Genomic DNA, 24,014 nt, shown 5'->3' on the forward strand with positions numbered 1-24,014 from the left:
ACCCCATTTAGATGGCTTCACCTTCTGCGGCCATCTCCCGGAACCTGCGTGAAACTTCCACATATTTGAGGGCCAGTTTGGCGTTCGCCGCCTGTTCTTCGGTCGTCAGGCTGCGTACTACCCTTGCCGGGGATCCCACGACCAGAGAGCCCTCGGGAATGACCTTGCCTTTTGTCACCAACGCCCCTGCCGCGATAGTGCTGCGCGCTCCGATGACGGCTCCGTCCAGGATGATTGCCCCCATGCCGACCAGCACTTCATCACCCACCGTACAGGCATGCACCACCGCCCGATGGCCAACCGTAACCCGTTCACCCAGAACACACGGATGGTCATCACTGACGTGCAGCACACAGCCATCCTGCACATTGCTCTGCGCCCCTACCACGATGCGGTTGATGTCCCCGCGCAGCACGCTGGTGTACCAGACGCTGGATTCCGCCCCCAGTTCCACAGCCCCCACCACAACCGCCCCAGGAGCGATAAAAGCAGTCGCATCCACAGCCGGTTTTGCATCGGGCATCAAGAAATTTTTCAAGGGGTGTAGGCTCATGAGTCCGCTTAAATACAGGGGTTGAAGCGTTTTTTATGTTTGACGAAAACGGGCGCTTGGGGTCTTAATCGCCCACAATTCCGCTTATCACCAAGCGTGGATGGCCTCAACATCAACATCAACCAACACCGGCATCAACATGAACAAAGCTGAACTCCTTGAACTCGTACAGAAAAACCTCGGCGCTGAAACGTCCAAGCGCGCAGCCGCTGACGCTCTGGACGCCGTCCTGACCGCCCTGGCCAAAGGCATCAAAAAAGAAGGCAATGTCCAGCTCATCGGCTTTGGCACCTTCAAGGTTGCCAAGCGCGCAGCCCGCACCGGTCGTAACCCGAAGACCGGCGAATCCATGAAAATCAAGGCTTCCAAGAACGTCCGCTTCGTCGCTTCCAGCGCACTGAAGGGCTCCCTGTAATTGAAAGCACCTGATTCCGCACAGGATCAGCAAAAACCCCGCGCTCTGCCCGAGACGCGGGGTTTTTTTGGCACGGCTTACCTAACAAATTTTGCCGAATCAGACACCCGCCATGGAAGGCGCATGTCCGTCCTTCATCCGGCCACGATACTCCGTGGGGGATTCGCTGGCGATGCGGCGGAAGCTGCGGTTAAAATGGGACAGGCTCTGGAAGCCGACATCATAGGCCACCTCGGTGATCCTGGCCGCAGGCTTCATGAGCATCCGCTTGGCCTTCTCCACCCGCGCACGGTTCACAAAGTCCGTGAACGTCAGCCCAGTAGCCCGCTTGAAGATCTTGCAGAAGTGGAAGGGGCTCACATTCACCGCCTTGGCCACCGCTTCCAGCGTCATCGGTTCTGCCAGATGCGCATGGATGAAGATCTTGGCATTGCGCACCGCCTCCGGCTCGTGCGTGGCATGGGCAAAAAGCAGACGATGGGCGCTTTCACCGAGCTGCAGGGCGAAGGAGCGCAGCAGCGCCAGGGCGGCTTCATAGCGCTCCGGCACCATCACCGGCACATGCTGAAAATGGACCTGCGCCGTGCGCACCTCATGGGCGCTGCGGTCATCATCCAGCAGGGAACTGGCCAGCGGAGCAAACGTCTGTGCATTGGCAGGCTCCAGACGCACACCGCCCGTCTGCAAAAGCGCCACCGGGTTTTTCCCTACCCGCACCGGCACCAGAGTCTCCACCACGCCAGAGACCGATTTCTTCGTCACCAGAGTTTCGATGTGCTCCATGTCCCCCTGCGCACGCAACGTCAGCGGCAGGTCCGTCAGTGTATGAAAAGCACGCTGATATTGCTGGAAAAGATCACTCTCAGAAAGAGTTTCGATGAAACGCTGGCGGCCGTTGGCTTGGGAAGTCTGGGTTTGCATAGGGTGTCGTCGGTTGATTGGGTGACGCCCTGAGACTAGCCTGCGCTCCGCCCCGCCTCTATTGGGGTCGGCTACGGCACAATGCATGATGGACCCCCGCAAGGAATGCATAGTGGAAACCAGTAGCCCCTCCTCTGCTTACACCTTCGCCCGGCTCTCCACCCACTGCACGGCGTACCGCACCAGAGCGGCTCCATCGGTGATTGCCAGCTTGTCCTTGATGTGTGCCCGGTGCGCTTCCACCGTCCGCGCACTGATGCACAGGCGTTCGGCAATGATCTTCGTTGCCAGGCCGCGGCCGATCATTTCCAGCACCTCCAGTTCGCGGTCGGTCAGCGCCTCCAGACTGGCTGTCTTGGCCCGGTTGCCGATGACCTGCTCCATCATCCGGCTGGCCATGCTTTCGCTCACATAAATGCCGCCCGACAATACCTTGCGGGCAGCGGTGATGAGGTGGTCTGCGGCGGCCTCCTTCATGATGTATCCGCGCGCTCCGGCACGGAGGGCGCGCTCTCCATACATGGCTTCATCGTGCATGGACAGCACCAGGCAAAGAGTGCCCGGATGCATGGCCTGGATGTCCTTCAGCAGTTCCAGTCCGTTCTTGTCCGGCAGCGTCAGGTCAATGACCACCAGATCCGGCTTCAGCTCCCCCACGGCTACCAGCCCGTCGCGGGCATTGCCGGACTCTCCGCACACATCCAGCCCTTCCTCAGCACGGATGAGCTGCGCCAGGCCGTGGCGCATGATGGGATGGTCATCAATGAGGAGCAGACGTTTCACGGTTTCTGTATGTGACGGGCGGCGGGTTTCGGTTTCACAGACACCGGCACGCGGCAGTTCACGACGGTGCCGCCAAAGTCATCATGAGCCACCGTCAGCATGCCGCCCATCATGCGCGCGCGGTGGGTCATCGTCAGCAGGCCCATGCCCGTGCTTTTACCGGTGACATTGTCCGGAATGCCGACGCCATTGTCGCGGATGCAGAGCAGCAAATGGCCGTCCTCTTCCGCCAGTGTCACCTCGATGCGCTCCGCGTGGCTGTGTTTGATGGCATTGGCCACCGCCTCCTGCGCGATGCGGAATAGCTGCGTAGCCATCTTGTTGTCCGGCACCTCCACCGGGCGGTCACAACGGAAGGGGCAGCTCACCCGGAAAATGCGCTCCGTGCCCTTGGTCAGCTCTGCCAGCGCCGCCATCAGGCCGGCGGAATCCAGAACCACAGGCATCAGCCCGCGTGACATTTCCCGCGCCCGCACATTGGCCTGCGTCACCAGTTGCACGATCTCATTCAGGCTCGCCGCCTGGGCATGGCTGCCTTTTTGCAACTGCTGGTGCGCCACCTTCGCCAGGCAGCCGATGGCCGCCAGCTGCTGGCACAGGTCATCATGGATGTCCTGGCCGATGCGGTGCTGCTCCTCCTCGCTGATCTGCAAAATTTTCTCCTCCAGCATCTTTCGGTCGCTCAGGTCACGGATGATGCCCGTGAAGACCCGCCGCCCCTCTGACAACAGCGCCTCTCCCACCGACAGGTCCATGGGGAAAACGGTGCCGTCCTTGCGCTGCCCCACCACCTCACGCCCGATGCCGATGATCTTCTTCACACCGGAATCCAGGTAGTTCTGCACATACCCGTCATGCTTGTCCCGGTAGGGCTGCGGCATCAGCATGCGGATGTTCTGCCCGATCATCTCACCCCTGGTATAACCAAAGATGCGTTCAGTCGCGCTGTTAACGGTTTCGATCACTTTGTCCTCATTGATCGTGATGATCGCATTCACCGCCGTCTCCAGCACCGCGCTACTGCGCTTTTCTGAGGAGACCAGGGCCTCACGGGTCAGCTGCAGCTCGCTCACATCCCGGCCCATGCACAGGATGCCAGTCACTTTGCCTTCGTCATTCTTGATGTCAGAGTGAAACCACTCCACATGCCGCAGGCCGCCGTTCTTTTGCAGCAGCGGCTTTACATGGCTGCGGCTGCGGTCCGTGCCAATGCTGCCCCGGCACAGCAGCGCCGCCGCGGCCCGATGTTCTGGCGGGATCAGGCTTTCCACCCATTCCCTGCCCATCATCTCCTCACTGTTCCAGCCTGTCAGCAGCTCCAGCCCACGACTCATCCACTGGATGCGGCCACGTGTGTCCAGTCCCATCACCAGCATGCCGGCATGGTCCATCAGACTTTGGAGCAGGGCAGGATCGGTAATGGGTATCATTTCGGCGTGGTCATCATCATCCCCGTCATGATGATGACTGTCAAGGCAGCCGCCCTTCCCCCCGCATGTGCCCTTGCCTGTGCATAGGCAGGCATGTTTATGCGCCTGGACGGGGGGTGTTGCGGGAGTGGCAGGCGTGATCATATAAAATCAGTCTTCCTTGCCGAACCCTTCAGGCTTCACCGCCAGGATGGAGCAGGGCGCATTCGCCACGATCTTTTCCGCCGTCGTACCGATGAGCAGCTCCCGCAGTCCTGTCTTGCCGCGGGTACCCAGGACCACCATGTCCGCATGGGTGTCCTTCACGTGATCCAGAATAGCCTCGCGGATGTTCACCCGCTCGATCACCAGCGTCTTCACCTCCACGTCGGGAAACTGCGCCCGGAAAGGAGCCATAAATTTTACCATCTCATCATCCCATACGGCCAGAGCCTGCGCATCCGTGCCCATGGGCATCGGTGCCACCAGGCCGCCATAATCCAACGACATGGCCAGCGCAGACTGGTATACATGGAGGCAGTCCAACGAGGCCCCGTTCTGCTGCGCCAGCACCAGCGCGTGGCTCACTGCTTTGTTGGAGTTCTCCGAAAAATCCACACAAGTGACCAGGTGTTTAAACGGACCTACGGCATCCTCACGCACCAGCAGCACATCCACCGGCGCTTTACGCACACACTTCGCGGCGATAACGCCCACCCGCCCCGGTTCATTGATGGAGCCCTTCGCCCCCATGATCAACAGATCCGCCTCATGCACCCGGCAGGATTCTGACAGCTCCAAAAACGGGTGCCCAATGCGCACCTCCAGCTCCATCGCCGCCGCGCCCAGATCCGCCTCCTCCACAAATTTCTGGAGCCGGTCCTGCCAGTCGGAACGCACCGTGGCCAGGTCGGTGGAAAGAGCCCGCTTCAGTTCATGCGCCAGGAATTCATCCATGACATGGACCGCCGTCAGCTTGGCCTGGCTGGCCGCCGCCATCCGCACCGCCTCTCGCAGCGCATTCCGGCAGGAAGGGGTAAAATCAATAGCGGCGATGATGTTGGAGTAAGCTTTCATATCGTGAGTTGGTTAGATGGTAATCGTTTTAGACACCCTTTTGCCCCTCTCTGTTTGTTTTGTTCTGACCGCCGCTTGTCCAGTCAGACCAAAACAGGCTGCCTAACAGGTGATTGAATCTGCCTTTTCGGGATCTCAGATTTTCTCCGCTGCGCCGCAAAAGTCCCCGCCACCAGACTCAGTGTCACCACCGAGCTCAGCGGCATCAGGATGGCCGCCGCCAGCGGGCTCAAATGTCCCATGAGCCCGGCCACCACCGTCACCAGATTATACAGCACGGAAAAAGCAAACACCCGCCTCGTCGCCCGCCGGTGCAGACGGGCCGTCTCCAGCAGCCCGCTCACAAAACGCAGACTGTGCCCCAGAAAAAAGAAATCCGCCTTCTGCTCCAAAAAGCTGCGCCCCGTCACCGGACTGCCGGCGCAAAGCGCCGCATCAAAGGCCAGGCTGTCATTGGCGCCGTCCCCAATGTAAAGGGTGTCATCCGCATCCCGCTCTGCCACCCACGCCGCTTTGGCCTCCGGCGTCATGCCCGCCCGCCATTGTTTGTTAGGCAACCCAAGCTGCACCGCGATGTGCGCCACCTTCGCTTCCCGGTCACCGCTTAAAATGTGCACCCCAAGTCCCCGCTTCTCCAAAGCGTGAACCTCCTCCACTGACTCCCCGCGCAGCTCATCCCGAAACAGGAAAGCCGCCACAGGGTGTCCGTCTTTCGTCAAGGCTGCATCACTTCCCTTCCCCCGCCCCAGTTCCCATACCGCGCCGGCTTCATCCACCCAGCGCAAGCCCTGGCCGATGACCTCCGTTACCTCCGCCGCGGACTCCGTTTTTCCAGGCCCCACGGCATCAAAAAGACTGCGGCTTACCGGATGCAGATTCCCCGTTACCAGACTGCGCAGAGCGTAAAGGGATGCCTCATCCAGACCCTTCAGCACCTGCGAATTTTCCAGCACCGGATTCTCCAGCGTCAGCGTTCCCGTTTTGTCAAAAACCACCCGCCGCACCCTCATCATCCGCTTCCACAGGCCGAGATTCCGCACAAAGACCCCTAACCGCTCCGCGCGCGAAGCCGCCAGTTCCTCCGCCAGCGGCACCGCCACCCCCAGCGCACAAGGGCAGGACACGACAAAGATGGAAATCATCACCTGCAAGGCCGCCACGATTCCCGCCCCATTGACCAGCCACCACACTGCCCCACCGATGCCCACAATCACGACCACGGCGAGGTAAATGCGCAGCAATTTCTCAAGCCGCAGATCGCGAAATTCCCCTGGTCTGCGTGCCTCCAGCAGCTTCCGCAGCGTGCTCTCCTGCCAGCCTTCCAGCGCCTCCGCCTCCAGCGTCCGTGTGCCGATGTTCAGCGCCCCCGAAGGCAGCATCTGCCCCGCCTCACGCATCTGCGCCTCGCTCTCCCCGTTGATCCATTCCAGGCTCACCGAGGCCTGCCCGCCCAGCAACCGGCACGCCACCGGAATGGACTGCCCCGGCTTGATGGCAAACCGCGTCCCCGCCTTCAGCGCACTCAGCGGCCTGGCCTTGCTCCCCTCCAGCAGCGTCACCGTTTCCGGGATGGAGGTGTCCCGCATCAGCCGCCGCCGGTTGCGCTCCACCGCCGCCTGCTGCGCCCAGCGCCCGGCCAGCATCAGAAAAATGAACACCGCCACAAAATCAAAATACTTCAGCCCGCCCACCCCCGCGATCCATCCGCCCACGGACCCCGCATACGCCGCCAGGATGCCCAGCGCGATGGGCGTATCAATGTGCAGCGCCCCCATTCGCAAACTGTGCCAGGCTTTTTCGATGAAGTAGCTGCCGCCCACCAGCATCGCCAGCGTGGCCGATACCGCCGCGATGAGGTCAAACCACGACGCAAAAGCAAAGTCCTCCGGCATGCCAAAATACGCTGGCAGGGAAAAAGCCATCGCATTCATTGCAAACGCCCCGCACACCCCCATCCGCCGTTCCAGGCCGGAGCCCTGCTTCCGTTCCTCCCCCTCCAGCGCTGGCCCCAGCAGATAACCAAAAGCCTGCAAATCCCGCGCAAACTGCACCGCATCAAAAATCGTCGGCGCATAAACCAGCGTCAGCTCCCCATGCACTACATCTACATTTACCCGCAGCCCCCCCGCATGCCGGGCGAAGACCTTCTCAATCAGCCACACGCAGCCGATGCAGGAGATTCCTTGCAGCGACAACCGCAGTTCCGCCGTCACCGCTTCCGGATCCGCCTCTCTCCGCCCGCTCACCAGCTCCACCAGCCAATCATAGTCCCGCTCACGCAAGCTCTGCGGCGAGACCGGCGGCAGCGAAAGATCCCCCTTCAGATCATAAAAATGATCCAGCCCCTGCCGGAGCAGAAGATCATGAACATAAAGGCACCCCGTGCAGCAAAACCCGTCATCACGACTGGCCGGCACCGGCGTGCCACAGTGCTTGCAGAGAACAGACGATGACATCATCCCACCCTGCCCGGAGTCGCCTGGACTTGCTTGCCTCCCCTTGGCCAATACACCGCTCCCATTGCTGGCGACGTTCTGGTGCCCAGTGCTCCGTCCGCAGTACTCAGACCAAAAAACAGGTGCTTGAAGTTGTTACCATGAACATGCTGACCATGATCTGAGAACTGCGCACTACTCCAAAAAGTCAGAAAAGTGGGTCGGCCATCATAAGCCGGATTTTGTACCGTCAGCCTCGCGGCTTCCGGCGTGGTCATTTATCTGGCGGTGCCTCTCAGCACCGTCTCCTGCTTGCGCAGGATGCGACTATTACCCGGAGTTATCCACCCCTCCGCTTGCGCGGAAGAGCTTGCGGCCAGGCGGGCCTTTCTCCTGTTCTGTCTTGCACCGCATGGGGTTTGTCGTGCCTCCTTCATTGCTGTCGGAGCGGTGGGCTCTTACCCCGCCGTTTCACCCTTACCCTCTGGAGCCGGAGCTTCAAAAGGCGGTTTGTTTTCTGTGACACTTTCCATTGCCCTGGGTTGCCCCAGAACCTCCGACGCTTGCGCGCGGCATGCTGCCTTGTGGTGTCCGGACTTTCCTCTCATCCGCAAGCACCGCAAGCGGTCCTCCGATGAGCGACCACTCCGGCCGACCCAGCGTCATTCTACCTGCCCTCAATCGCTGACGCCACCAGAAAGAGTCTTTTACTCCGCTTTCTTCCCCAGCTTGCGCATCTCCACCCAGCGGATGGCAAAAGAGGTCAGCGAGGTGCCTTCCGTCAGCTTCAGCTTCTGGCGAATCTTCAATTTATGCACATCCACCGTCTTCGGACTGATGCGCAGCGTCTCGGCGATCTGCCCAGTGCTGCGCCCTTCCCCAATGAGCTGGAAGACTTCAAACTCCCGGTCACTCAGGTGATGGATGGCGCCGTCCGGCCCAGGGTTGGCCCCGGAGGAAAACGCCAGGAGGATGGTCTCGGACATTTTTTCACTCAGCGCGATGCCGCCGGAGAGAATCCGGCGCAGGGCGGTTTCAAACGCACCGTGGGGAGCGTCCTTCATCACATAACCCTTGGCTCCGGCCTTCAAGGCGCGCTGGGCATAGAGGGTTTCGTCATGCATGGAGACCACCAGGATGGGCAGGTCCGGATTCAGCACGCGCACATCCTTGATCAGTTCCAGTCCGTTGCGGCCCGGCAGGGTGATGTCCACGACCAGGATGTCCGGCACATCTTTCTCCAGGAATTTCAGAGCCTCCTGGGAATCTGGAGCCGTCCACGCACAGGCAAAGTCTTCCAGGTTTTCCACAAACATTTTCAGGCCTTCACGCATGAGCGTGTGGTCATCAACAATGGCAATACGGTGGGGTGCGGTGGCGGTGGTGGTGTTCATAAAGTTTAAGCAGTCTGGGTTTCAGCAATGATGGAGAGGGGGATGAGGCATTCGACGGAACAGACCGGCTCCTCCCCCTGGACCGGAGGATGAAAGTGCAAAGAGGCGCCCAGGGCATCCAGTCGCTGTCTGACAAGATGCATGCCCATGCCCTCAACTGCTGTCGCGGTCGGTTTATAGGGCTCGCCGTTGTGGGTGATGAGCAACCGCGCTTCCTGGGCGGTCATGTCAAAACTGATTTCGATCCAGGCGGCACCGGAGTGTTTGGCCGCATTCGTGGCCAGCTCCTGGGCCACGCGGAAGATATGGGTGGCGGATTCACCCGTGAGATCCGTGTCGGAAGCAGAGCATTCCACCCGGCAGGGGATCTTGAAACCATGCGTAATAAAATCGGCGAGATCTGACAGGGCCGCCGTGATCCCCAGTGCCTCCACCCCCACCGGGGCCAGACCGCGGGCAAAGCCGCGGGCGATCCCGGTCGCCTCCGAAAGGTCCTTCGCCAGCTCCGAGGCCAGAGGCTCCTGGCTGCCTCCCGCACGTGCCAGCGCGGATTGCAGCACGCCTGTCTTCATCAGGGCTGCCGCCAGCCGCTGGCACAGGTCATCATGGAGGTCCATGCCGATCCGGCGACGCTCGTTTTCAGCCGTGTCCAGAAGCCGCCTCTCCAGGGTCTTGCGCTCACTCACATCCATGGCGATGCCAGCTACGGCACAGTCATCCCCTTCATATGGTCCGGGGACGGCGAAACCGCGGCAGCGAACCCAGCGCAAATTTCCTTCGGCCGTGGCCACCCGCACCTCGATCTCCTGACGGGGCCCGCCTTGGCGGAGCGTCCGCAGCATCTCCAGGCAGCGGCGGCGGTCCTCTTTCACAATGGCATGCAACCAGTCCCAACGGCTCCTGCTCAGCCCGGATATCGTCCTGCCAAAAACCGTCGCATACGCTTCGTTTACAAAAGGAGTGGTATCAGGCTCCGTGGGGGCAAGCCAGAAAACATCCCGCATCGTGGCCGCGATCTGCCGCAGCCGCTGCTCAGACCTTTTCAGCCGGTCATGGGTCAGCTTCACGGCCTGGGATACCTGCGCCAGTTCATCACGCCCGCTCATCGCGGGCATGGGCTCCGTTTCCAGGGACATCCCCTGCACCTGGCTCACCAAATTCTCCACCCGCTCCGTCACCACCTTCTTCAAAAGCAGCCACAACGCCAGGCAGCCCCCCATCAACGCCAGGGACTGCGCGAGCAAAGAATGCAAAGCCAATGCCGAAGCCGAAGACAGCGGGATCTCCAGATCATACTCCAGGATCACAGCGCCCTTTCCCTGCTCCAGCCCCTCCCAGAAGGGAAAAACCGCCACCAAAGATTTCCCCGGCTCCAGTTCCGCCACCCGGCCCTCCATGGATTCCCTCACCTGCATGAGCATCTTGCCAACTTTGGCCAGCGGTGTCTCCTGCAGTTTCAGGCCCCGCATCTGCTGCATCGTCGCGTGGCGGATATTGTTATCCCCGTCAATAATAAGCCCCAGCCGCAGATCCTTGTTGGTCGAGCTGTAGCTCAGCTCCAGATCCGCCGCCCGCGAAACCTGTCTCCGCAACAGATGCTGTGACATTCCAGACAGCCTTGACCCCTCCGCAAAAGCCTGGTTAATCATCGCATCCTTACGTACCTGCTGCGAGCGCACATTGACCCTCAGGGCACTCAGTGCAATCAAGAGAACCCCCACCACAAAGAGGGACATGGAGATCTTAAACTGCAGGGAGTGAAACAGTCTCTTCATGGCAGTTCCTCCAATAAACTCGCATCAAACACCTCTTCAGGACTTAGCCTGGTTCCCACCGCCGTGTCTTCCACAAGCCCTACCTGCAAGGAGACAAAATGCTCCCCAAGCCACGCGTCCTGCTGCAGCAACAACTTCCGGTTTTGCTCCAGATCCACCCGTTCCAGGCGGCTGAGAATATTTTGAAAAACCTCGGGAGAGATGCCTTCCCGGCGGGAGACCGGATTCATGATTGCCCCGCCTTCTGTCAGCTTCGGCATCCACTTGAAGTGCGCACGGATCAGCGAAATCAGCGCCTCGCGATGCTCTATCATCGCATCCGGATGCACTGCCAGCACCCGCACGATGGAGGCTCCCGGGTGTGCGGAATCATACACATTGTTAAGATTCAGATTGCGCATCCTCTCTTTCCAGGGCTCCGCCAGCACCACGCCGTCCAGAGCCAGTTCTTTGAAAATCTCCTCCACTTCCGCCGGGTTCAGTGGCACGGGCTGGACCTCCGACAGCTTGAGGTCCGAATTTTTCAACGCCTTGCTCAGCAGCCAGGCTCCGGATGTGCGAGGTTCATAGCCGATTCTTCCCCCTTTGAGTTCCGCGACTGAGTCAATCCCCGGCCTGGTCATCAGCAAATCAGCCCCGCGGGAGATGTCCGTCACCATCACGATTCTCAGCGGATAGCCCTGGTGGATCTGCCTGATCACTTCGTCCAGGGAAAGAACCGCCGCATCCACCACCCGGTTTCCCACCGCCCGCATCGCCGCAGAAGTCCAGTTCATCTCCACCAGATTGACCTGCCTGGCATCCAGGTCACCCGCTTCACGGGCCAGGATCCAGGGCTCAGCTCCGGCCCACATTCCTACAGCCACCCGCAAGGGCTCTGTCTGGGTCGGAGTCGGGAGTTGCAGAGCGGCGGTCCATAGCAGCAGCACCAAGGCTGCAATCGCAACACTGCCAAAGGTGATGACGGGACGATGTTTCATGGGTTAGGTCGCTGCATTCTGCATGCACCTATAGCCTAACCACAAACTGACCTTGGGGGTCAATAGTCCTTTCCTTTATCTGTCTCTAAAGATCACGCCAAAATTCCTTTAACCACGTGATGTTCCTCCACTCCGGTGAGCCTCTGGTCCAATCCCTGGAACTTAAAGCTGAAGCGGCTGTGATCTATCCCCATCAGATGCAGGATCGTCGCATTCAGGTCATTGATGTGAACCGGGTCCTTCACGATGTTGTAGCTAAAATCATCCGTCTCTCCCCACACAGAGCCGGGTTTCACACCACCTCCGGCCATCCACATGCAGAAGTTGCGCGGGTGATGGTCGCGCCCATAATTGTCCTGGGTCAACGCACCCTGGGAGTACACCGTGCGGCCAAATTCTCCACCCCATACGACGAGGGTGTCTTGCAGCAGTCCGCGCTGCTTTAAATCCATGACCAGGGCAGCACAGGCCTGGTCGGTATCCTTGACCTGGTTGCGCAGGTGCTTGGGCAGGCCGTTATGCTGGTCCCAGCCACGATGCAGGATCTGCACCACCCGCGTTCCTCGCTCGATGAGCCGCCGCGCCATGATGGCACTGTGGGTGAAGCTACCGGCCCGGTGCACGTCCTCACCATACATTTCCAGAGTGGCCTTGCTCTCCTTACCCAGGTCCGTCAGCTCCGGTACGCTGGTTTGCATGCGGAAAGCCATTTCATACTGGGCGATGCGAGTCTGGATCTCAGGATCACCGATACGGCCATGATTGATTTCATTGAGCTTGTTCAGCGCGTTCAGCATCGTCCGCCGGTCACCCGGATTCACGCCGGGCGGATTCTTCACAAACAGCACAGGATCCCCCTGCCCACGCAAAGCGACCCCTGTATATTTGGTGGGGAGGAAACCACTGCTCCACATGCGCGTAAAGAGTGCCTGGGCCGCGCTTTCTGGCGGGAAACTAGGCGTGAACACCACAAAAGCCGGCAGGTCATTGCTCTCGCTGCCCAGGCCGTAGGCCAGCCAGGAACCGATGCTCGCCTTGCCCGGCACCTCATTGCCGGTCATCACAAAAGTGCAAGCCGGATCGTGGTTGATGGCTGTGGTATTCACCGTTTTCACCAGCGCCAGCTCGTCCACAATCTTGGCGGTATGCGGCAGCAGCTCGCTCACCCAGGTGCCGCACTGCCCATGCTGCTGGAAATTGAACATGGAGGGTGCCACCGCCAGCCGCGACTGGCCGCTCGTCATCGTGGTGATGCGCTGCCCGTTGCGCACACTTTCCGGCAGGTCCTTGTCAAAATACTCTTTCAGGCCCGGCTTGTAATCCCACAGGTCAAGCTGCGAGGGCGCCCCGTTCATGTGCAGGTAGATCAGGCGCTTGGCCTTCGGGGCAAAGTGCGGCAGTCCTGGCATTGGCGGATGGATCATGCCTGGCGCAGGCGCGGCGGCAAACGTCTCGCGTCCGAGCATCCCCGCAAGTGCAATGCTGCCTGCCCGCAATCCCACATCGCCAAAAAACTGACGGCGTGTCTGGGCGAGGTGATAATCTAAAAGCGGATTCATGACAGGCTTAATACGCTTTTACCCACCACCGAATATCTCGACAAGCCCAGTTCTTTCCCAAAATGGCAAGTGGGTGCCTGGAGTATCCGGCTCAGCGCGCCAGCAGTTCATCGCCCCGATAGATGACCCGCTCCACCATCCCCTCCAGCGTCTTGTCCAGAAACGGAGTATTGGTGCTTTTGGATTTCATGAAATCCCGGGAGAATGCCGTTTTCCGCTCCGGGTTAAAGAGGATAAAGTCGGCCAGACCGCCTTGTTTGACCGGGACAGGCTCCAGCTTCATGACACGGCGGGGCTCCGCCGAGAGCCGTCTGACGATGAGGCCCCAGTCCAGGACACCTTTGGAAATGAAACGGTCGTATAGGCTGGGCAGGGCCGTTTCCAATCCCGTGATGCCAAAAGGGGCACTTGCAAAGTCCTGGTTCTTTTCAAAGGCCGTATGCGGCGCGTGATCCGTGGCGATGACGTCAAACCACCCGTCAATGAGACCCTGGAGCAGAATGGCATTGTCCTCCTTGGTGCGAAGAGGCGGATTCATTTTGTAATGGGTGTCAAAATCGCCGATGTCCTCGTGGCTGAACATGAGGTGGTGCGGGGCGATCTCGCAGGTGACACGAATGCCCCGGTCCTTGGCGCGCTTGATGGTGCGCATGCCCTCCGCCGTGGTGACGTGCTGGATGTTCAGGTGCACGCCCGTGTATTCGGCCAGGCGGATGTCGCGGGAGATGCAGATTTCCTCGCTGATGCTGGGGATGCCGGGCAGGCCCAGGGAATAGCTGATCTTGCCCTCATGCATGCAGCCTTTGCCGCTGAGCTCCTTCACCTCGCAATGGCTGGAGAGAGGGATGTCAAAGTCGCGGGCGTACTCCATGGCCCGGCGCAGGACCTGGGGATTGTCCACCGGGAAACCGTCATCGGTGATCATGACGCAGCCAGCAGCCTTCATGCCGGCGATGGCGGCCAGTTCCTGGCCCTGGCGGCCTTTGGTGATGGCCCCGGCAGTGTAGATCGAAGCACCGATGCGAGTGCTGCGTGCGCTTTCCAGGACTGTGCGGACCACCCCGGCGTTATCAATGGCCGGGGATGTATTGGGCATCATGACAAATCCGGTGAAACCGCCATTGATGGCCGCTTCCGCACAACTGGCGATGTTTTCCTTGTCCTCCTGTCCCGGTTCTCTCGCATGCACATGGATGTCAAAGAGCGAAGGCAGCAGGATGCGGCCCGTGCAGTCAATGACCTCGGCATCCGTCACGCCGCTGATCTCAGCCTCCACACCGATGATGCGGTCTCCTTCCACCAGCACGTCCCCGTGCATGAGCTTGGGCGAATCTTCGGATGCGATCTGGGCGTGGCGGTAGAGTCGTTTCATGCGGCGCGGCATGATATGACGCGCAGAAGGCGGGTGGCAAGAGGCAGGCTGGGCATTCCAGGCGGAAACTTTTCTGCAGAGCTACGGAATATCTTTGTGTTTTGCCGCCTCTCAAACTGGACGTGGATTTTCCTTTTCCCAGACGTAAGCACTGCAAGGAAGGCGAAAACCCACTTCCCCTCCCGTATATTCCCCCCATGCATCGTCTCCTTGCCTTCAGCCTGGTGCTGGCTGCGCTTTCCTCCTGTCAGCGCGCCCAGCAGAAATCCAATGCCGCAGCCCCGCCTCCGCCGGTAACGGTGGCCAAAGCCCTGGATACCGAATTGATTGAATGGGATGAATTCATCGGCCGGCTGGCGGCTCCGCAAGCGGTGGAAATCCGCGCCCGGGTTTCCGGCTATCTGGCGGAGATCCACTTCCGTGAAGGCAGCGATGTGAAGGCTGGCGACCTTCTTTTCACCATTGACCGGCGGCCCTACCAAGCCGTGGTGGACCGCACCCAGGCGGATGTGGAGCGCGCCCAGGTGCGGCTGGAGCTGGCCAAGATGGAAGCCCGGCGTGCAAAAGCGCTCATTGAGTCCAAGGCCATCGCCGTGGAGGAGATTGACCAGCGCAACCAGGCCCTGGCCGAAGCGGAGGCCAGCCTGCGCTCAGCCAAAGCCACCGATTCCCAGGCCCGGCTGGACCTGGAATTCACCGAATTGCGCTCCCCCATCAGCGGCCGCATTGGCAATGTGCTCATCACCCAGGGAAACCTGATCAATGGCGGCACCAACAACTCCAATGCCAGTGTGCTGACCACCATCGTCTCTGTGGATCCGATCCACTGCTATCTGGATGTGGATGAGCAGAGCGCGCTCAAATACCGTGAACTGCGCCGCCTGGGCCAGCGCGCCAGCGCCCTGGATGAGCAGATCCCGGCGGAAATGGCCCTGGCCAATGAGCAGGGCTATCCGCATAAAGGGCATATTGATTTTGTGGACAACCGTCTCGACCCCGGCACCGGCGTCATCCGCTCACGCGCCCTTTTCCCCAATCCTGGCGGCCTCATGGCTCCGGGCTTCTTCGCCCGTGTGCGCATCCCCGGCAGCGGGAAATACAGAGGTCTTTTGGTTCAAGACAACGCCGTCGGCAGCGACCAGGGCAAACCTTTCCTGTATATCGTCGGCCAGGACGAAACCGTGAAGCAGGTGCCCGTGGAACTGGGCCCCATGCATGAGGGCATGCGCGTAGTGAAAACCGGCATCACCAAGGATGACCGCATCATCGTCAACGGCATGGCCCTGGTCCGCAACGGCACGAAAGTGACGGTGAAGGAGGAACTCGAGATGAAAACCGCCATGCTGCCTGCGGCGGCGGCAAGCTCAACGAAGCAATGATCGCTTCAGCAGCTGCTTCCTGTGCAAAACCAGGCCTATTCTAAGTTCATCACCGGCGATTTTATGGATAATGCGATAATTCCCCACATGAGCGTCGAGCCAGCCGCTGGCGGGGAACTCATGAATGGGATGGGATTTCACAGGATTGGCAGCCAGCCACTCCGCCCGTTCCATGATTCTGCCGATTTGCGCCTGGGGCATGGGTCTCCGAGTCTTCAGCAATGAAGGCATGAATGGAGCGCAGGTGCTGACGCGCCCGAAATGACCAAACTATCTTCACAATACCGGTGCGAATTCCTTTTTCATATCCTCATGCGAAACGACCCTTCCAGATGCAAAGTCAGACTCGGCGGCATCCAGTTGCTCTCTGAGGTAAAACTTGTGCATCAATTCATCCCAGGTGGCTTCTTCAGGCAGGTCACGAATGATCTCCGAAGCGAGTTCCTTCACCTTGGGCTTGGGGGTCGTTGCGACAACGCTCATGTCTGAAAGATGCTTCATCCCTGCCTTTTTGCAATCTCGCATTCACTCGTCTCCTCCCCCCAATGAACATCGCCCGCTTCTTCGTTGACCGGCCCATTTTTGCCACGGTCCTCAGCATTGTCATCACCCTGCTGGGGGGCCTGTCATACTTCGGCCTGGCGGTGAACCAATACCCGGATGTGGTGCCTCCCACCGTGGTGGTGACCGCCACCTACCCGGGGGCCAATGCCCAGACGGTGGCGGATACCGTGGCCACGCCGCTGGAGCAGGAAATCAACGGCGTGGAGGGCATGCTTTACCTCTCGTCATCCTGTACCAACGACGGGCGCATGAACCTGACGGTGACCTTTGCCCTGGGCACCGATCTCAACCAGTCGCAGGTGCTGGTGCAAAACCGGGTGAATGCCGCCCTGCCTCGTCTTCCAGAAGATGTTCGGCGGCTGGGCGTGCTGGCGCAGAAACGCTCGCCCGACCTGACGCTGGCCATCCAGTTCTATTCCCCGGATGATTCGCGGGATGTGATTTACCTGTCCAACTACGTGCTGCTGCAGGTGCAGAACCAGATCGCCCGTCTGCCGGGCGTGGCGGAGGCATCCACACTCGGTGGGCTGGACTTCTCCATGCGCATCTGGCTGGACCCGGACAAGATCGCCGGTCGCAACCTGACCGCAGGAGATGTGCTGCGCGCCATCCGCGAGCAGAACGTGCAGGTGGCTGCCGGCCAGCTCGGTGCGATGCCTGCGCCGGAAGGGAACAGTTTTAATTACACCCTGACCACCAAAGGCCGTCTCATCACCCCGGAGGAATTCGGGGACATCGTCATCAAAACGAATGAGGACGGCCAGGTCATTCGCGTGGGCGATGTGGCCCGCATCGAACTGGGAGCCCGGGACTATGCGGTGAAAAGTTACATGGACGGCAAGAACGCCGTGTCCCTGCGGGTCTTCCAGCTTCCTGGAACGAACGCACTGGAGACCGCCGACGGCGTGTATGCCAAGATGGAAGAGCTGAAAAAGCGCTTCCCGCCGGGAGTGGACTATCGCATCAATTACGACCCGACCCGCTTTGTCCGTGCCTCCATGGAATCTGTGCTCTGGACCCTGCTGGAGGCGCTGGTGCTGGTGGTGTTTGTCGTCGTGGTTTTCCTGCAAAACTGGCGTGCCTCCCTCATTCCCCTGCTGGCTGTGCCGGTCTCCCTGGTGGGCACCCTGGCCCTGATGCAGGCCTTTGGATTCACGCTGAACAACCTGTCTCTTTTCGGCCTGGTGCTCTCTATCGGGATCGTGGTGGATGATGCCATTGTGGTGGTGGAAAATGTAGAGCGCCACATCGCCAAAGGCCAGTCGCCCCGGCAGGCGACCATTCTGGCCATGAAGGAGGTGACGGGGCCGATTATTGCCATGTCGCTGGTGCTTTTCGCCGTGTTCGTCCCCACCGCTTTCCTGGGCGGCATCACGGGTGAGTTTTACCGCCAGTTTGCTCTCACCATCGCCGGTTCCACCGCCATCTCGGCCTTCAATTCCCTGACGCTCAGCCCGGCCCTCACCGCCCTGTTGCTGCCTCCTCACGGCTCCAAGCCGGACATGCTTCAGCGTTGCATCAATTTCACGTTCGGGTGGTTTTTCCGCATCTTTAACACCTTCTTTGAAAAGGTCTCCAACCTCTTCGGCAGACTGGTCGGCAAGCTGGTACGCATCGGCATCATCATCCTGTTTGTCTATGGCGGCCTCATCGGTCTCTCCGCGCATCTTTTCAAGATCACCCCGACCGGCTTCATCCCCAGCATGGACATGGGCTACCTCATTGTGGTGGCGCAGCTTCCTGACGGCGCCTCTTTTGAGCGGTCCGATGCCATCGTGCGTGAGCTGGATGCCATTGCGCGGGAAACCCCTGGCATCGCCCACACCTTCGGCATTTCCGGTTATTCATCCGTGCTCCAGGCCAACCAGTCCAACGTTGGCGCCGCGTTCCTGGTCTTCGATCCGCATGAGCTGCGCAAAGACCCCTCGCTAAGCGCCAATGCTATCGTGGAGACGATGAAAAAACGCTTCTCCAGCATCCAGGGCGGGCGTGTCATCGTGCTGCCGCCGCCCTCGCTCCGCGGTCTGGGCAATGCCGGCGGCTTCAAATTCCAGGTGCAGGACCTGAACAATGCGGGACTTGGGCCTCTTCAGGAGGCCACTAACCTTTTGCAAGAAGCGCTCAGCAAGGAGCCGGGTTTCACCTCCATCATTTCCGGCTTCCGCGCCAATACGCCGCAGTTCTTCCTGGATATTGACCGGCGGGCCGCCAAGAACATGGGTGTCTCCCTGGCGGACATCAATGAGACCCTTCAGGTGTATCTGGGCTCTGCGTATGTGAACGACTTCAACCTCTTTGGCCGCACCTACCAGGTCACCGCCATGGCGGAGCCGCGCTTCCGCGTGCGCCCTGAGGATGTGCTGCACCTGCAAACACGCAATCAAGCAGGGGACATGGTACCTCTGGGTGCCCTGGTGAAAATCAGCCGCATTGGCGGCCCGGACCGGGTGGCCCGGTATAACATGTATGTGACGGCGGACATCAACGGCAGCACACTGCCTGGCATCAGCTCCGGCCAGATGGTGGAGACGGTGGAAAGACTGGCCGCTGAAAAACTGCCGGATGGATTTGCCATCGAATGGACGGACCTGACCTATCAGCAGCTACTGGCGGGGGATACCATCATGTTCGTCTTCCCGCTTTGCGTGCTGTTTGTCTTCCTCGTGCTGGCCGCCCAGTATGAAAGCTGGAGCCTGCCGCTGGCGGTCATCCTCATTGTGCCGATGTGTTTGTTAGGCGCGCTGGCCGGGGTGTGGTCACGGGAAATGGATAACAACATCTTCACGCAGATCGGCCTCGTCGTGCTGGTGGCGCTGGCGGCGAAAAACGCCATCCTCATCATCGAATTTGCCCGTCAGCTCCAGGAGGAGGGCATGGACCGTTTTGAGGCGGCCAAGGAGGCCACCAAGCTGCGCTTCCGTCCCATCCTGATGACCAGCTTTGCCTTCATCCTCGGCGTGCTGCCGCTGGTCATCGCACGCGGTCCTGGGGCGGAAATCCGCCAGGCTCTCGGCACCGCCGTCTTCTTTGGGATGATCGGCGTGACCTTCTTCGGCCTGCTGTTTACCCCCGTGTTCTTTGTCCTGCTGAGCCGCAAGGTGAAAAAGAAAACCGAAGATGCCCACGCTCACGTTACCGAACTGTGAAGCTGCTTTTTCTCTGTTCCCGCAACCTCTGGCGCAGCCCCACGGCGGAAGCCATTTATCAAAACGACCCCCGGGTGCAGGTGCGCTCAGCGGGCATCAGTGCTGCCGCCCGCATCCGTGTGACGGAAAAGCTGCTGCGCTGGGCCGACCTCATCTGCGTGATGGAGCACTGGCAAAAGAAACGCCTGCGAGACGACTTCCCGGAGCTCTTTCGTGATCTGGACATCCAGGTGCTGGACATTCCCGATGAGTACCAGCCGATGGACCCGGCGCTCATCGAGATGATCCGTGAGCGGGTGGAACCTTTGCTCGCCACCGGGCATTAAAAAAGCGGCAGACCCAAAAGGCCTGCCGCTGATGAAATGATGGCTGAAATTACTGGCGCACTTCCTTGATGTGCTTGTCAGGAGCCGCATCAAAGGTGGCCTTGCTAGCGGCATCCGCAAAAGCGACCTGGCGGGCGTAAGTCACCTTTTTGGAAGGATCCGCCTTCTTTTTGCTCAGCGGGCACTGGACGCCATTGAAGGTGAGGATGTTGCTCAAATAGGCCTTAGGGGTCGTATTGAACTGGCTCACGCAACGGTCACAACAGACGGCCACCGTTTTGCTGTAATTGCTGGTGATGGCGGCATTGGCCGGCTTGCCGGTAATGGGGCAGACAGTGTTCAAGGGTTCAGCAGCAGGAGCCAGGGTCGCAAAAGCGGCGACAGCGAGGAGAGAAAGAAGGTGTTTCATAGGGGCAGTGTTTTTGTCTGTCTTTATGACGTAACAAGAGATAACGGATTCAAACGTTTTTCAGCAATTAAAAATACAAACCTTTTCTCCCCCATGCCATTTTCTGAAATCCTGACCTGCCTGGGCATTGGCATCATCAGCGGTGTTGTAGCGGCCCTGTGCGGCGTGGGCGGCGGGGTGGTAATGGTGCCGGCCTTTGTTTTCCTCCTGGCCATGCCGCAGAAAATGGCCGTGGCCACCAGCCTGGCCATCATCATTCCCACCGCTCTGATGGCCACCACGCAGAACACCCGCAATGACCTGGTCAACTGGAAGGTGGCGGCCATCACGGCCATCTCGGCCTCCATCTTCGCCTACTACGGCGCAGGCTGGCTGAAGACCATGAGCAACGAGACCCTGACCCGCATCTTCGGCACCATCCTGGTCGTCTTCGGCCTGCGCATGCTCCTTCAGGGGAAGGCGTAACCGTTCTTTCCTTGTTGCGCGAATCCCGGCCTGCCGCCACCATCGCGCCATGTTGAAACTTGGCCTCATCGGATGCGGAAAAATGGGCGGCGCACTTCTGCGCGGCGTGGAAAAGGCATTGGGCAGCGCGGAGCTGTCAGTCTCCCTGAGCGATGTGGTGCCCGCCGCTGTGGAGGCGCTGCAGAATTCCCTGACCTGCCTGACCTCCGCAGGCACACCCGCTCAGGTGGGCATTGAATCTGACGTGGTGCTGCTGGCCGTGAAACCGGGGGATATGAAAAACCTGTGTGAGGGCCTAGCCAAGCTGGAAGGCAGCCGCCTTTTCATCAGCATTGCCGCTGGCATCCCGATCAAGGACCTGGAAACCTGGCTGGGCGGCGAGCAGCGGGTCATCCGCTGCATGCCGAATACCCCTGCGCTTGTCGCCACTGGAGCAGCAGCTTTTTCACGTGGAGCCAAAGCCACCGCCGAGGACGCCGCGATGGCCGTCAAAATCCTCGGCAGCGTCGGCACCGCCGATGAAGTTTCTGAAAAGCTGCTGGATGCCGTCACCGGCCTCAGCGGCAGCGGCCCTGCCTATGTTTATACCATCATCGAGGCCCTTTCAGACGGCGGAGTGCTCATGGGCCTGCCCCGTGCAGCCGCCCTGCGTCTGGCGGCCCAAACCGTGGCCGGAGCAGCCCAGATGGTGCTGGAAACGGGCAAACACCCTGCCGCCCTGCGGGATGAAGTGACCAGCCCCGGCGGAACCACCATCGCTGGTCTTGAGCAACTCGAAGCCCACGGCCTCCGCCACGCCCTCATTCAGGCGGTGCGCAAAGCCACGGAACGCAGCCAAGCTCTGGGAGCCTGAACCCGCCTTCCGCCGCGTTTGCCGTTGCCTACGGGATCGTGACCGGAGCCACGGCCCCAGCGTGACTGGGCAGCTCGGAAAGACTGCCCTCAATGAACTGGTGGTGCCAGAGCTGCGTGGCCACCACGGCCGCCAGCCCCATCTCCACCGACAGACGCGGCAGCGAGCCGTCCCGCATCTCCTTGTACGCCTTGCGCCAGTGGCGCACTTCCTTGGCATCAAAGTAGCCTGTGCGTTTGAGCGAGTCTTCACTGAGAAGCTGGGCCACGAAGGGCGGTTCAGGATCCATGTGAAAGCTGTCCAGCGGAGCGCGAAAAATGACCTTGCCGCGTTTGTAAATGGATTCCGGCAGCCAGCGCTCCGCCAGCAGACGGAGAAGATGTTTGTCGCGGAAGCCCTTCAGCTTCCAGTCCGGGTGCAGCTGGGCGCAGAAATCAAAAACGTCTTCATCCAGGAAGGGATACCGCACTTCCACGGAAGAGTTCATCGCCACGCGATCACCTTTGCCCTGAAGCAGGTGGCCAGCCAGGGTCACGCGGCCCGCCACCCAGATGCCACGGTTCAGTGGCGACCATTTTTTGGCACGGTCCAGGTTCATGCCCAGCCCTGCCCAGGGATCGGTGGACTCCCGGAGCTGATGCATTGATTCGGAGTAAAACCGCAGTTTGGAAAGTCCCAGAAGCCCATAGGAATCAATCCAGGCATTCGGCCCGCCCACATTTGCTTCTGTACGCTGGCGGAACCATTTGGGATATTGGGGCACCTTGCTCACCCGCAGGAAAGCGCGACGGGCATAATCGCTCACACGCAGCCCTGGCATCATGTCCAGATAACCCGCCAGTTTCGCCGCCTTGTACCAGGGATAGCCCACCAGCCATTCATCCGCGCCTTCGCCGGTCAGCACCACTTTTTGGCCACAGGCGTGCACTTTTTGGGCGAGCTGTAAAAGAGCCGCGCAGGAGGTGTCAATGACGGGTGCCTCAGCTGCGTTGATCAGCTTTGGATAAGTGACCAAAGCGTCTTCATTTCTGAATTCCTGCACCACAGGCGGCGGTGCGCCAATGAACTTGGCCACCATGCTGGCGGCATCCAGTTCATCCAGCTCCGGGTGGTCCACCTGGACGGTGTAGGTGGAGATGGACTTACCCCGCAGGTGGCAGGCCAGGGCCAGGATCATGCTGGAATCCACCCCACCGGAGAGATAAGAGCCCACCGGCACATCCGCCCGCAGGCGTTTGTCCACGGCTCGGAGCATCACGGCCTCAAATTCATCCACCAGCTTTTTTTGGTCCGGCTGCGGTTCTTCCTGCCCGGCATCCGGGAAGTCCATTTCCCAGTATTTCCGCTCCCGGACACCGGCATTGCCTCCATGGGCATGACCAGGCAGCACTTCCAAAAAATGCGCTGGAGGCAGCATCTGCACGCCTTCAAAACAGGTGATCGGTCCTGGCAGCGCGGAAAACGTAAACACGTGGTCAATCCCCCGGCGGTCCGGGCGGGCGGGCACCATTCCAGAGGCCAGCAGGCTCTTGATCTCTGAGGCAAACAGCAGCCAGTCTCCCTGGCGGGACCAGTAAAGCGGAGCAATGCCAAAACGGTCACGGCCTAACATTAACTTCTGCTGTTTTTCATCCCATAAAGCGATGGCGAACTGGCCGCGCAAGCGCGCAAACATGCCCTCCTGGCTCTCCTCCCACATGTGCGGAATGATCTCCGTATCACAGTGTGTGACCAGACTGTGCCCGCGAGACATCAGGTCCGCCCGCTTTTCCACATGGTCGAAAAGTTCTCCATTGAAGACCACAGAGACATTCCGGTCTTCGTTGTGCATCGGCTGCTGGCCGTCTGCTAAACCGACAATGCTCAGCCGCCGGGAAGCCATGGCCAGACCCGGGCGCATGAAGAAACCCTCTTCATCGGGTCCCCGATGATAAAGCGCCCGGGACATTCGTTGAATGACCTCATCGGGCACGGTGCGCCTGCCCGCCATATCCATCACGCCTGCAATACCACACATATTTTTTTGGGTCCGTTCTGCGGTTAAAGATTTTCCTATTGATGTATCGGTTTGGACACGTTTTATGCGTTTCTTATAGCGAAATTCATCTGAAATCCGCTATATTATCTCTTCGTCCGCCGTGAAAAGCACTCAGCAGACGGCCAAATATGTCCATGGATTCGTTTATATTGCCCATTCCA

The 24,014-nt window shown here is 59.9% G+C and carries 21 protein-coding genes and 1 other RNA gene; 6 read left to right on the forward strand and 16 right to left on the reverse strand.

Features of this window, described 5'->3' with window-relative positions; all coding sequences use genetic code 11:
- Positions 1–7: 7 nt before the first annotated feature.
- On the reverse strand, positions 8–553 hold the full coding sequence (locus tag WJU23_RS09625; RefSeq protein ID WP_346332345.1) for a gamma carbonic anhydrase family protein: 546 nt from the start codon (positions 551–553) through the stop codon (positions 8–10).
- Between the two features lie 139 nt (positions 554–692).
- Here WJU23_RS09625 and WJU23_RS09630 point away from each other — a divergent pair, with 139 nt between their 5' ends.
- Positions 693–968 (forward strand): HU family DNA-binding protein, encoded by a 276-nt coding sequence (locus WJU23_RS09630; RefSeq protein WP_346332346.1) that lies wholly within the window; start codon positions 693–695, stop codon positions 966–968.
- Positions 969–1,067: 99 nt separating this feature from the next.
- Here the strand turns inward: WJU23_RS09630 and WJU23_RS09635 are convergent, their stop codons facing one another.
- From WJU23_RS09635 to WJU23_RS09685, 11 genes are all read right to left on the reverse strand, one after another.
- Positions 1,068–1,889, reverse strand: a complete 822-nt coding sequence (locus WJU23_RS09635) for an AraC family transcriptional regulator (protein ID WP_346332347.1) — start codon at positions 1,887–1,889, stop codon at positions 1,068–1,070.
- A 138-nt stretch (positions 1,890–2,027) separates the two neighbouring features.
- Positions 2,028–2,672: a response regulator transcription factor gene (locus WJU23_RS09640; protein ID WP_346332348.1), complete on the reverse strand. Its 645-nt coding sequence runs from the start codon at positions 2,670–2,672 to the stop codon at positions 2,028–2,030.
- On the reverse strand, positions 2,669–4,102 hold the full coding sequence (locus WJU23_RS09645) for a PAS domain S-box protein (RefSeq protein WP_346332349.1): 1,434 nt from the start codon (positions 4,100–4,102) through the stop codon (positions 2,669–2,671). Before WJU23_RS09645 ends, WJU23_RS09640 begins: the two co-directional genes overlap by 4 nt.
- A gap of 150 nt (positions 4,103–4,252) precedes the next feature.
- Positions 4,253–5,158 (reverse strand): universal stress protein, encoded by a 906-nt coding sequence (locus tag WJU23_RS09650; protein ID WP_346332350.1) that lies wholly within the window; start codon positions 5,156–5,158, stop codon positions 4,253–4,255.
- Between the two features lie 83 nt (positions 5,159–5,241).
- Positions 5,242–7,617 (reverse strand): heavy metal translocating P-type ATPase metal-binding domain-containing protein, encoded by a 2,376-nt coding sequence (locus tag WJU23_RS09655; RefSeq protein WP_346332351.1) that lies wholly within the window; start codon positions 7,615–7,617, stop codon positions 5,242–5,244.
- A gap of 189 nt (positions 7,618–7,806) precedes the next feature.
- An RNA gene (rnpB, locus tag WJU23_RS09660) (RNase P RNA component class A) lies at positions 7,807–8,252 on the reverse strand.
- A 48-nt stretch (positions 8,253–8,300) separates the two neighbouring features.
- Complete coding sequence (locus WJU23_RS09665; RefSeq protein WP_346332352.1) at positions 8,301–8,987, reverse strand: response regulator transcription factor; 687 nt, start codon at positions 8,985–8,987, stop codon at positions 8,301–8,303.
- A 5-nt stretch (positions 8,988–8,992) separates the two neighbouring features.
- Complete coding sequence (locus WJU23_RS09670) at positions 8,993–10,762, reverse strand: PAS domain S-box protein (protein ID WP_346332353.1); 1,770 nt, start codon at positions 10,760–10,762, stop codon at positions 8,993–8,995.
- The gene (locus WJU23_RS09675; protein WP_346332354.1) at positions 10,759–11,742 is read right to left on the reverse strand and encodes an ABC transporter substrate-binding protein; all 984 of its coding nucleotides are present in this window, start codon (positions 11,740–11,742) and stop codon (positions 10,759–10,761) included. The genes WJU23_RS09670 and WJU23_RS09675 overlap by 4 nt, the downstream gene beginning before the upstream one ends.
- Before the next feature lie 92 nt (positions 11,743–11,834).
- Positions 11,835–13,301, reverse strand: coding sequence for a DUF1501 domain-containing protein (locus WJU23_RS09680; RefSeq protein ID WP_346332355.1), 1,467 nt, complete (start codon positions 13,299–13,301; stop codon positions 11,835–11,837).
- 91 nt (positions 13,302–13,392) lie between these two features.
- A complete protein-coding gene (locus WJU23_RS09685; protein WP_346332356.1) occupies positions 13,393–14,673 on the reverse strand; it encodes a dihydroorotase in 1,281 nt (426 codons plus the stop codon).
- Between the two features lie 197 nt (positions 14,674–14,870).
- Between WJU23_RS09685 and WJU23_RS09690 the strand changes: the two genes are divergently transcribed.
- Positions 14,871–16,052, forward strand: a complete 1,182-nt coding sequence (locus WJU23_RS09690; RefSeq protein ID WP_346332357.1) for an efflux RND transporter periplasmic adaptor subunit — start codon at positions 14,871–14,873, stop codon at positions 16,050–16,052.
- On the opposite strand, the gene WJU23_RS09695 is transcribed toward WJU23_RS09690, so the two are convergent.
- Together WJU23_RS09695 and WJU23_RS09700 are read right to left on the reverse strand one after the other, a co-directional pair.
- Positions 16,038–16,283: a type II toxin-antitoxin system RelE/ParE family toxin gene (locus WJU23_RS09695; protein ID WP_346332358.1), complete on the reverse strand. Its 246-nt coding sequence runs from the start codon at positions 16,281–16,283 to the stop codon at positions 16,038–16,040. The two genes, WJU23_RS09690 and WJU23_RS09695, sit on opposite strands and share 15 nt — an antisense overlap.
- 45 nt (positions 16,284–16,328) lie before the next feature.
- The gene (locus WJU23_RS09700) at positions 16,329–16,535 is read right to left on the reverse strand and encodes a hypothetical protein (RefSeq protein WP_346332359.1); all 207 of its coding nucleotides are present in this window, start codon (positions 16,533–16,535) and stop codon (positions 16,329–16,331) included.
- Positions 16,536–16,597: 62 nt separating this feature from the next.
- Between WJU23_RS09700 and WJU23_RS09705 the strand changes: the two genes are divergently transcribed.
- Positions 16,598–19,762, forward strand: a complete 3,165-nt coding sequence (locus tag WJU23_RS09705; RefSeq protein ID WP_346332360.1) for a multidrug efflux RND transporter permease subunit — start codon at positions 16,598–16,600, stop codon at positions 19,760–19,762.
- A complete protein-coding gene (locus tag WJU23_RS09710; protein ID WP_346332361.1) occupies positions 19,759–20,088 on the forward strand; it encodes a phosphotyrosine protein phosphatase in 330 nt (109 codons plus the stop codon). The genes WJU23_RS09705 and WJU23_RS09710 overlap by 4 nt, the downstream gene beginning before the upstream one ends.
- Positions 20,089–20,137: 49 nt before the next feature.
- On the opposite strand, the gene WJU23_RS09715 is transcribed toward WJU23_RS09710, so the two are convergent.
- Positions 20,138–20,497, reverse strand: a complete 360-nt coding sequence (locus WJU23_RS09715; RefSeq protein ID WP_346332362.1) for a hypothetical protein — start codon at positions 20,495–20,497, stop codon at positions 20,138–20,140.
- Positions 20,498–20,590: 93 nt separating this feature from the next.
- On the opposite strand from WJU23_RS09715, the gene WJU23_RS09720 reads away from it, so the two are divergent.
- Entirely contained in the window at positions 20,591–20,962 is a 372-nt protein-coding gene (locus WJU23_RS09720) for a sulfite exporter TauE/SafE family protein (RefSeq protein ID WP_346332363.1), read from the forward strand.
- A 49-nt stretch (positions 20,963–21,011) separates the two neighbouring features.
- A complete protein-coding gene (gene proC, locus WJU23_RS09725) occupies positions 21,012–21,815 on the forward strand; it encodes a pyrroline-5-carboxylate reductase (protein WP_346332364.1) in 804 nt (267 codons plus the stop codon).
- 28 nt (positions 21,816–21,843) lie between these two features.
- On the opposite strand, the gene asnB is transcribed toward proC, so the two are convergent.
- The gene (gene asnB / locus WJU23_RS09730; RefSeq protein ID WP_346332365.1) at positions 21,844–23,832 is read right to left on the reverse strand and encodes an asparagine synthase (glutamine-hydrolyzing); all 1,989 of its coding nucleotides are present in this window, start codon (positions 23,830–23,832) and stop codon (positions 21,844–21,846) included.
- Positions 23,833–24,014 lie beyond the last annotated feature (182 nt).

Source organism: Prosthecobacter sp. SYSU 5D2, assembly GCF_039655865.1.
Lineage (GTDB): Bacteria > Verrucomicrobiota > Verrucomicrobiia > Verrucomicrobiales > Verrucomicrobiaceae > Prosthecobacter.

Coding starts and splice junctions, on each gene's coding strand:
- proC (WP_346332364.1), top strand. CDS start 21,012: ATGTTGAAACTTGGCCTCATCGGATGCGGAAAAATGGGCGGCGCACTT.
- WJU23_RS09670 (WP_346332353.1), bottom strand. CDS start 10,762: ATGAAGAGACTGTTTCACTCCCTGCAGTTTAAGATCTCCATGTCCCTC.
- WJU23_RS09665 (WP_346332352.1), bottom strand. CDS start 8,987: ATGAACACCACCACCGCCACCGCACCCCACCGTATTGCCATTGTTGAT.
- WJU23_RS09630 (WP_346332346.1), top strand. CDS start 693: ATGAACAAAGCTGAACTCCTTGAACTCGTACAGAAAAACCTCGGCGCT.
- WJU23_RS09685 (WP_346332356.1), bottom strand. CDS start 14,673: ATGAAACGACTCTACCGCCACGCCCAGATCGCATCCGAAGATTCGCCC.
- WJU23_RS09700 (WP_346332359.1), bottom strand. CDS start 16,535: ATGAGCGTTGTCGCAACGACCCCCAAGCCCAAGGTGAAGGAACTCGCT.
- WJU23_RS09625 (WP_346332345.1), bottom strand. CDS start 553: ATGAGCCTACACCCCTTGAAAAATTTCTTGATGCCCGATGCAAAACCG.
- WJU23_RS09635 (WP_346332347.1), bottom strand. CDS start 1,889: ATGCAAACCCAGACTTCCCAAGCCAACGGCCGCCAGCGTTTCATCGAA.
- WJU23_RS09645 (WP_346332349.1), bottom strand. CDS start 4,102: ATGATACCCATTACCGATCCTGCCCTGCTCCAAAGTCTGATGGACCAT.
- WJU23_RS09715 (WP_346332362.1), bottom strand. CDS start 20,497: ATGAAACACCTTCTTTCTCTCCTCGCTGTCGCCGCTTTTGCGACCCTG.
- WJU23_RS09705 (WP_346332360.1), top strand. CDS start 16,598: ATGAACATCGCCCGCTTCTTCGTTGACCGGCCCATTTTTGCCACGGTC.
- WJU23_RS09675 (WP_346332354.1), bottom strand. CDS start 11,742: ATGAAACATCGTCCCGTCATCACCTTTGGCAGTGTTGCGATTGCAGCC.
- WJU23_RS09690 (WP_346332357.1), top strand. CDS start 14,871: ATGCATCGTCTCCTTGCCTTCAGCCTGGTGCTGGCTGCGCTTTCCTCC.
- WJU23_RS09655 (WP_346332351.1), bottom strand. CDS start 7,617: ATGATGTCATCGTCTGTTCTCTGCAAGCACTGTGGCACGCCGGTGCCG.
- asnB (WP_346332365.1), bottom strand. CDS start 23,832: ATGTGTGGTATTGCAGGCGTGATGGATATGGCGGGCAGGCGCACCGTG.
- WJU23_RS09720 (WP_346332363.1), top strand. CDS start 20,591: ATGCCATTTTCTGAAATCCTGACCTGCCTGGGCATTGGCATCATCAGC.
- WJU23_RS09695 (WP_346332358.1), bottom strand. CDS start 16,283: ATGCCTTCATTGCTGAAGACTCGGAGACCCATGCCCCAGGCGCAAATC.
- WJU23_RS09650 (WP_346332350.1), bottom strand. CDS start 5,158: ATGAAAGCTTACTCCAACATCATCGCCGCTATTGATTTTACCCCTTCC.
- WJU23_RS09680 (WP_346332355.1), bottom strand. CDS start 13,301: ATGAATCCGCTTTTAGATTATCACCTCGCCCAGACACGCCGTCAGTTT.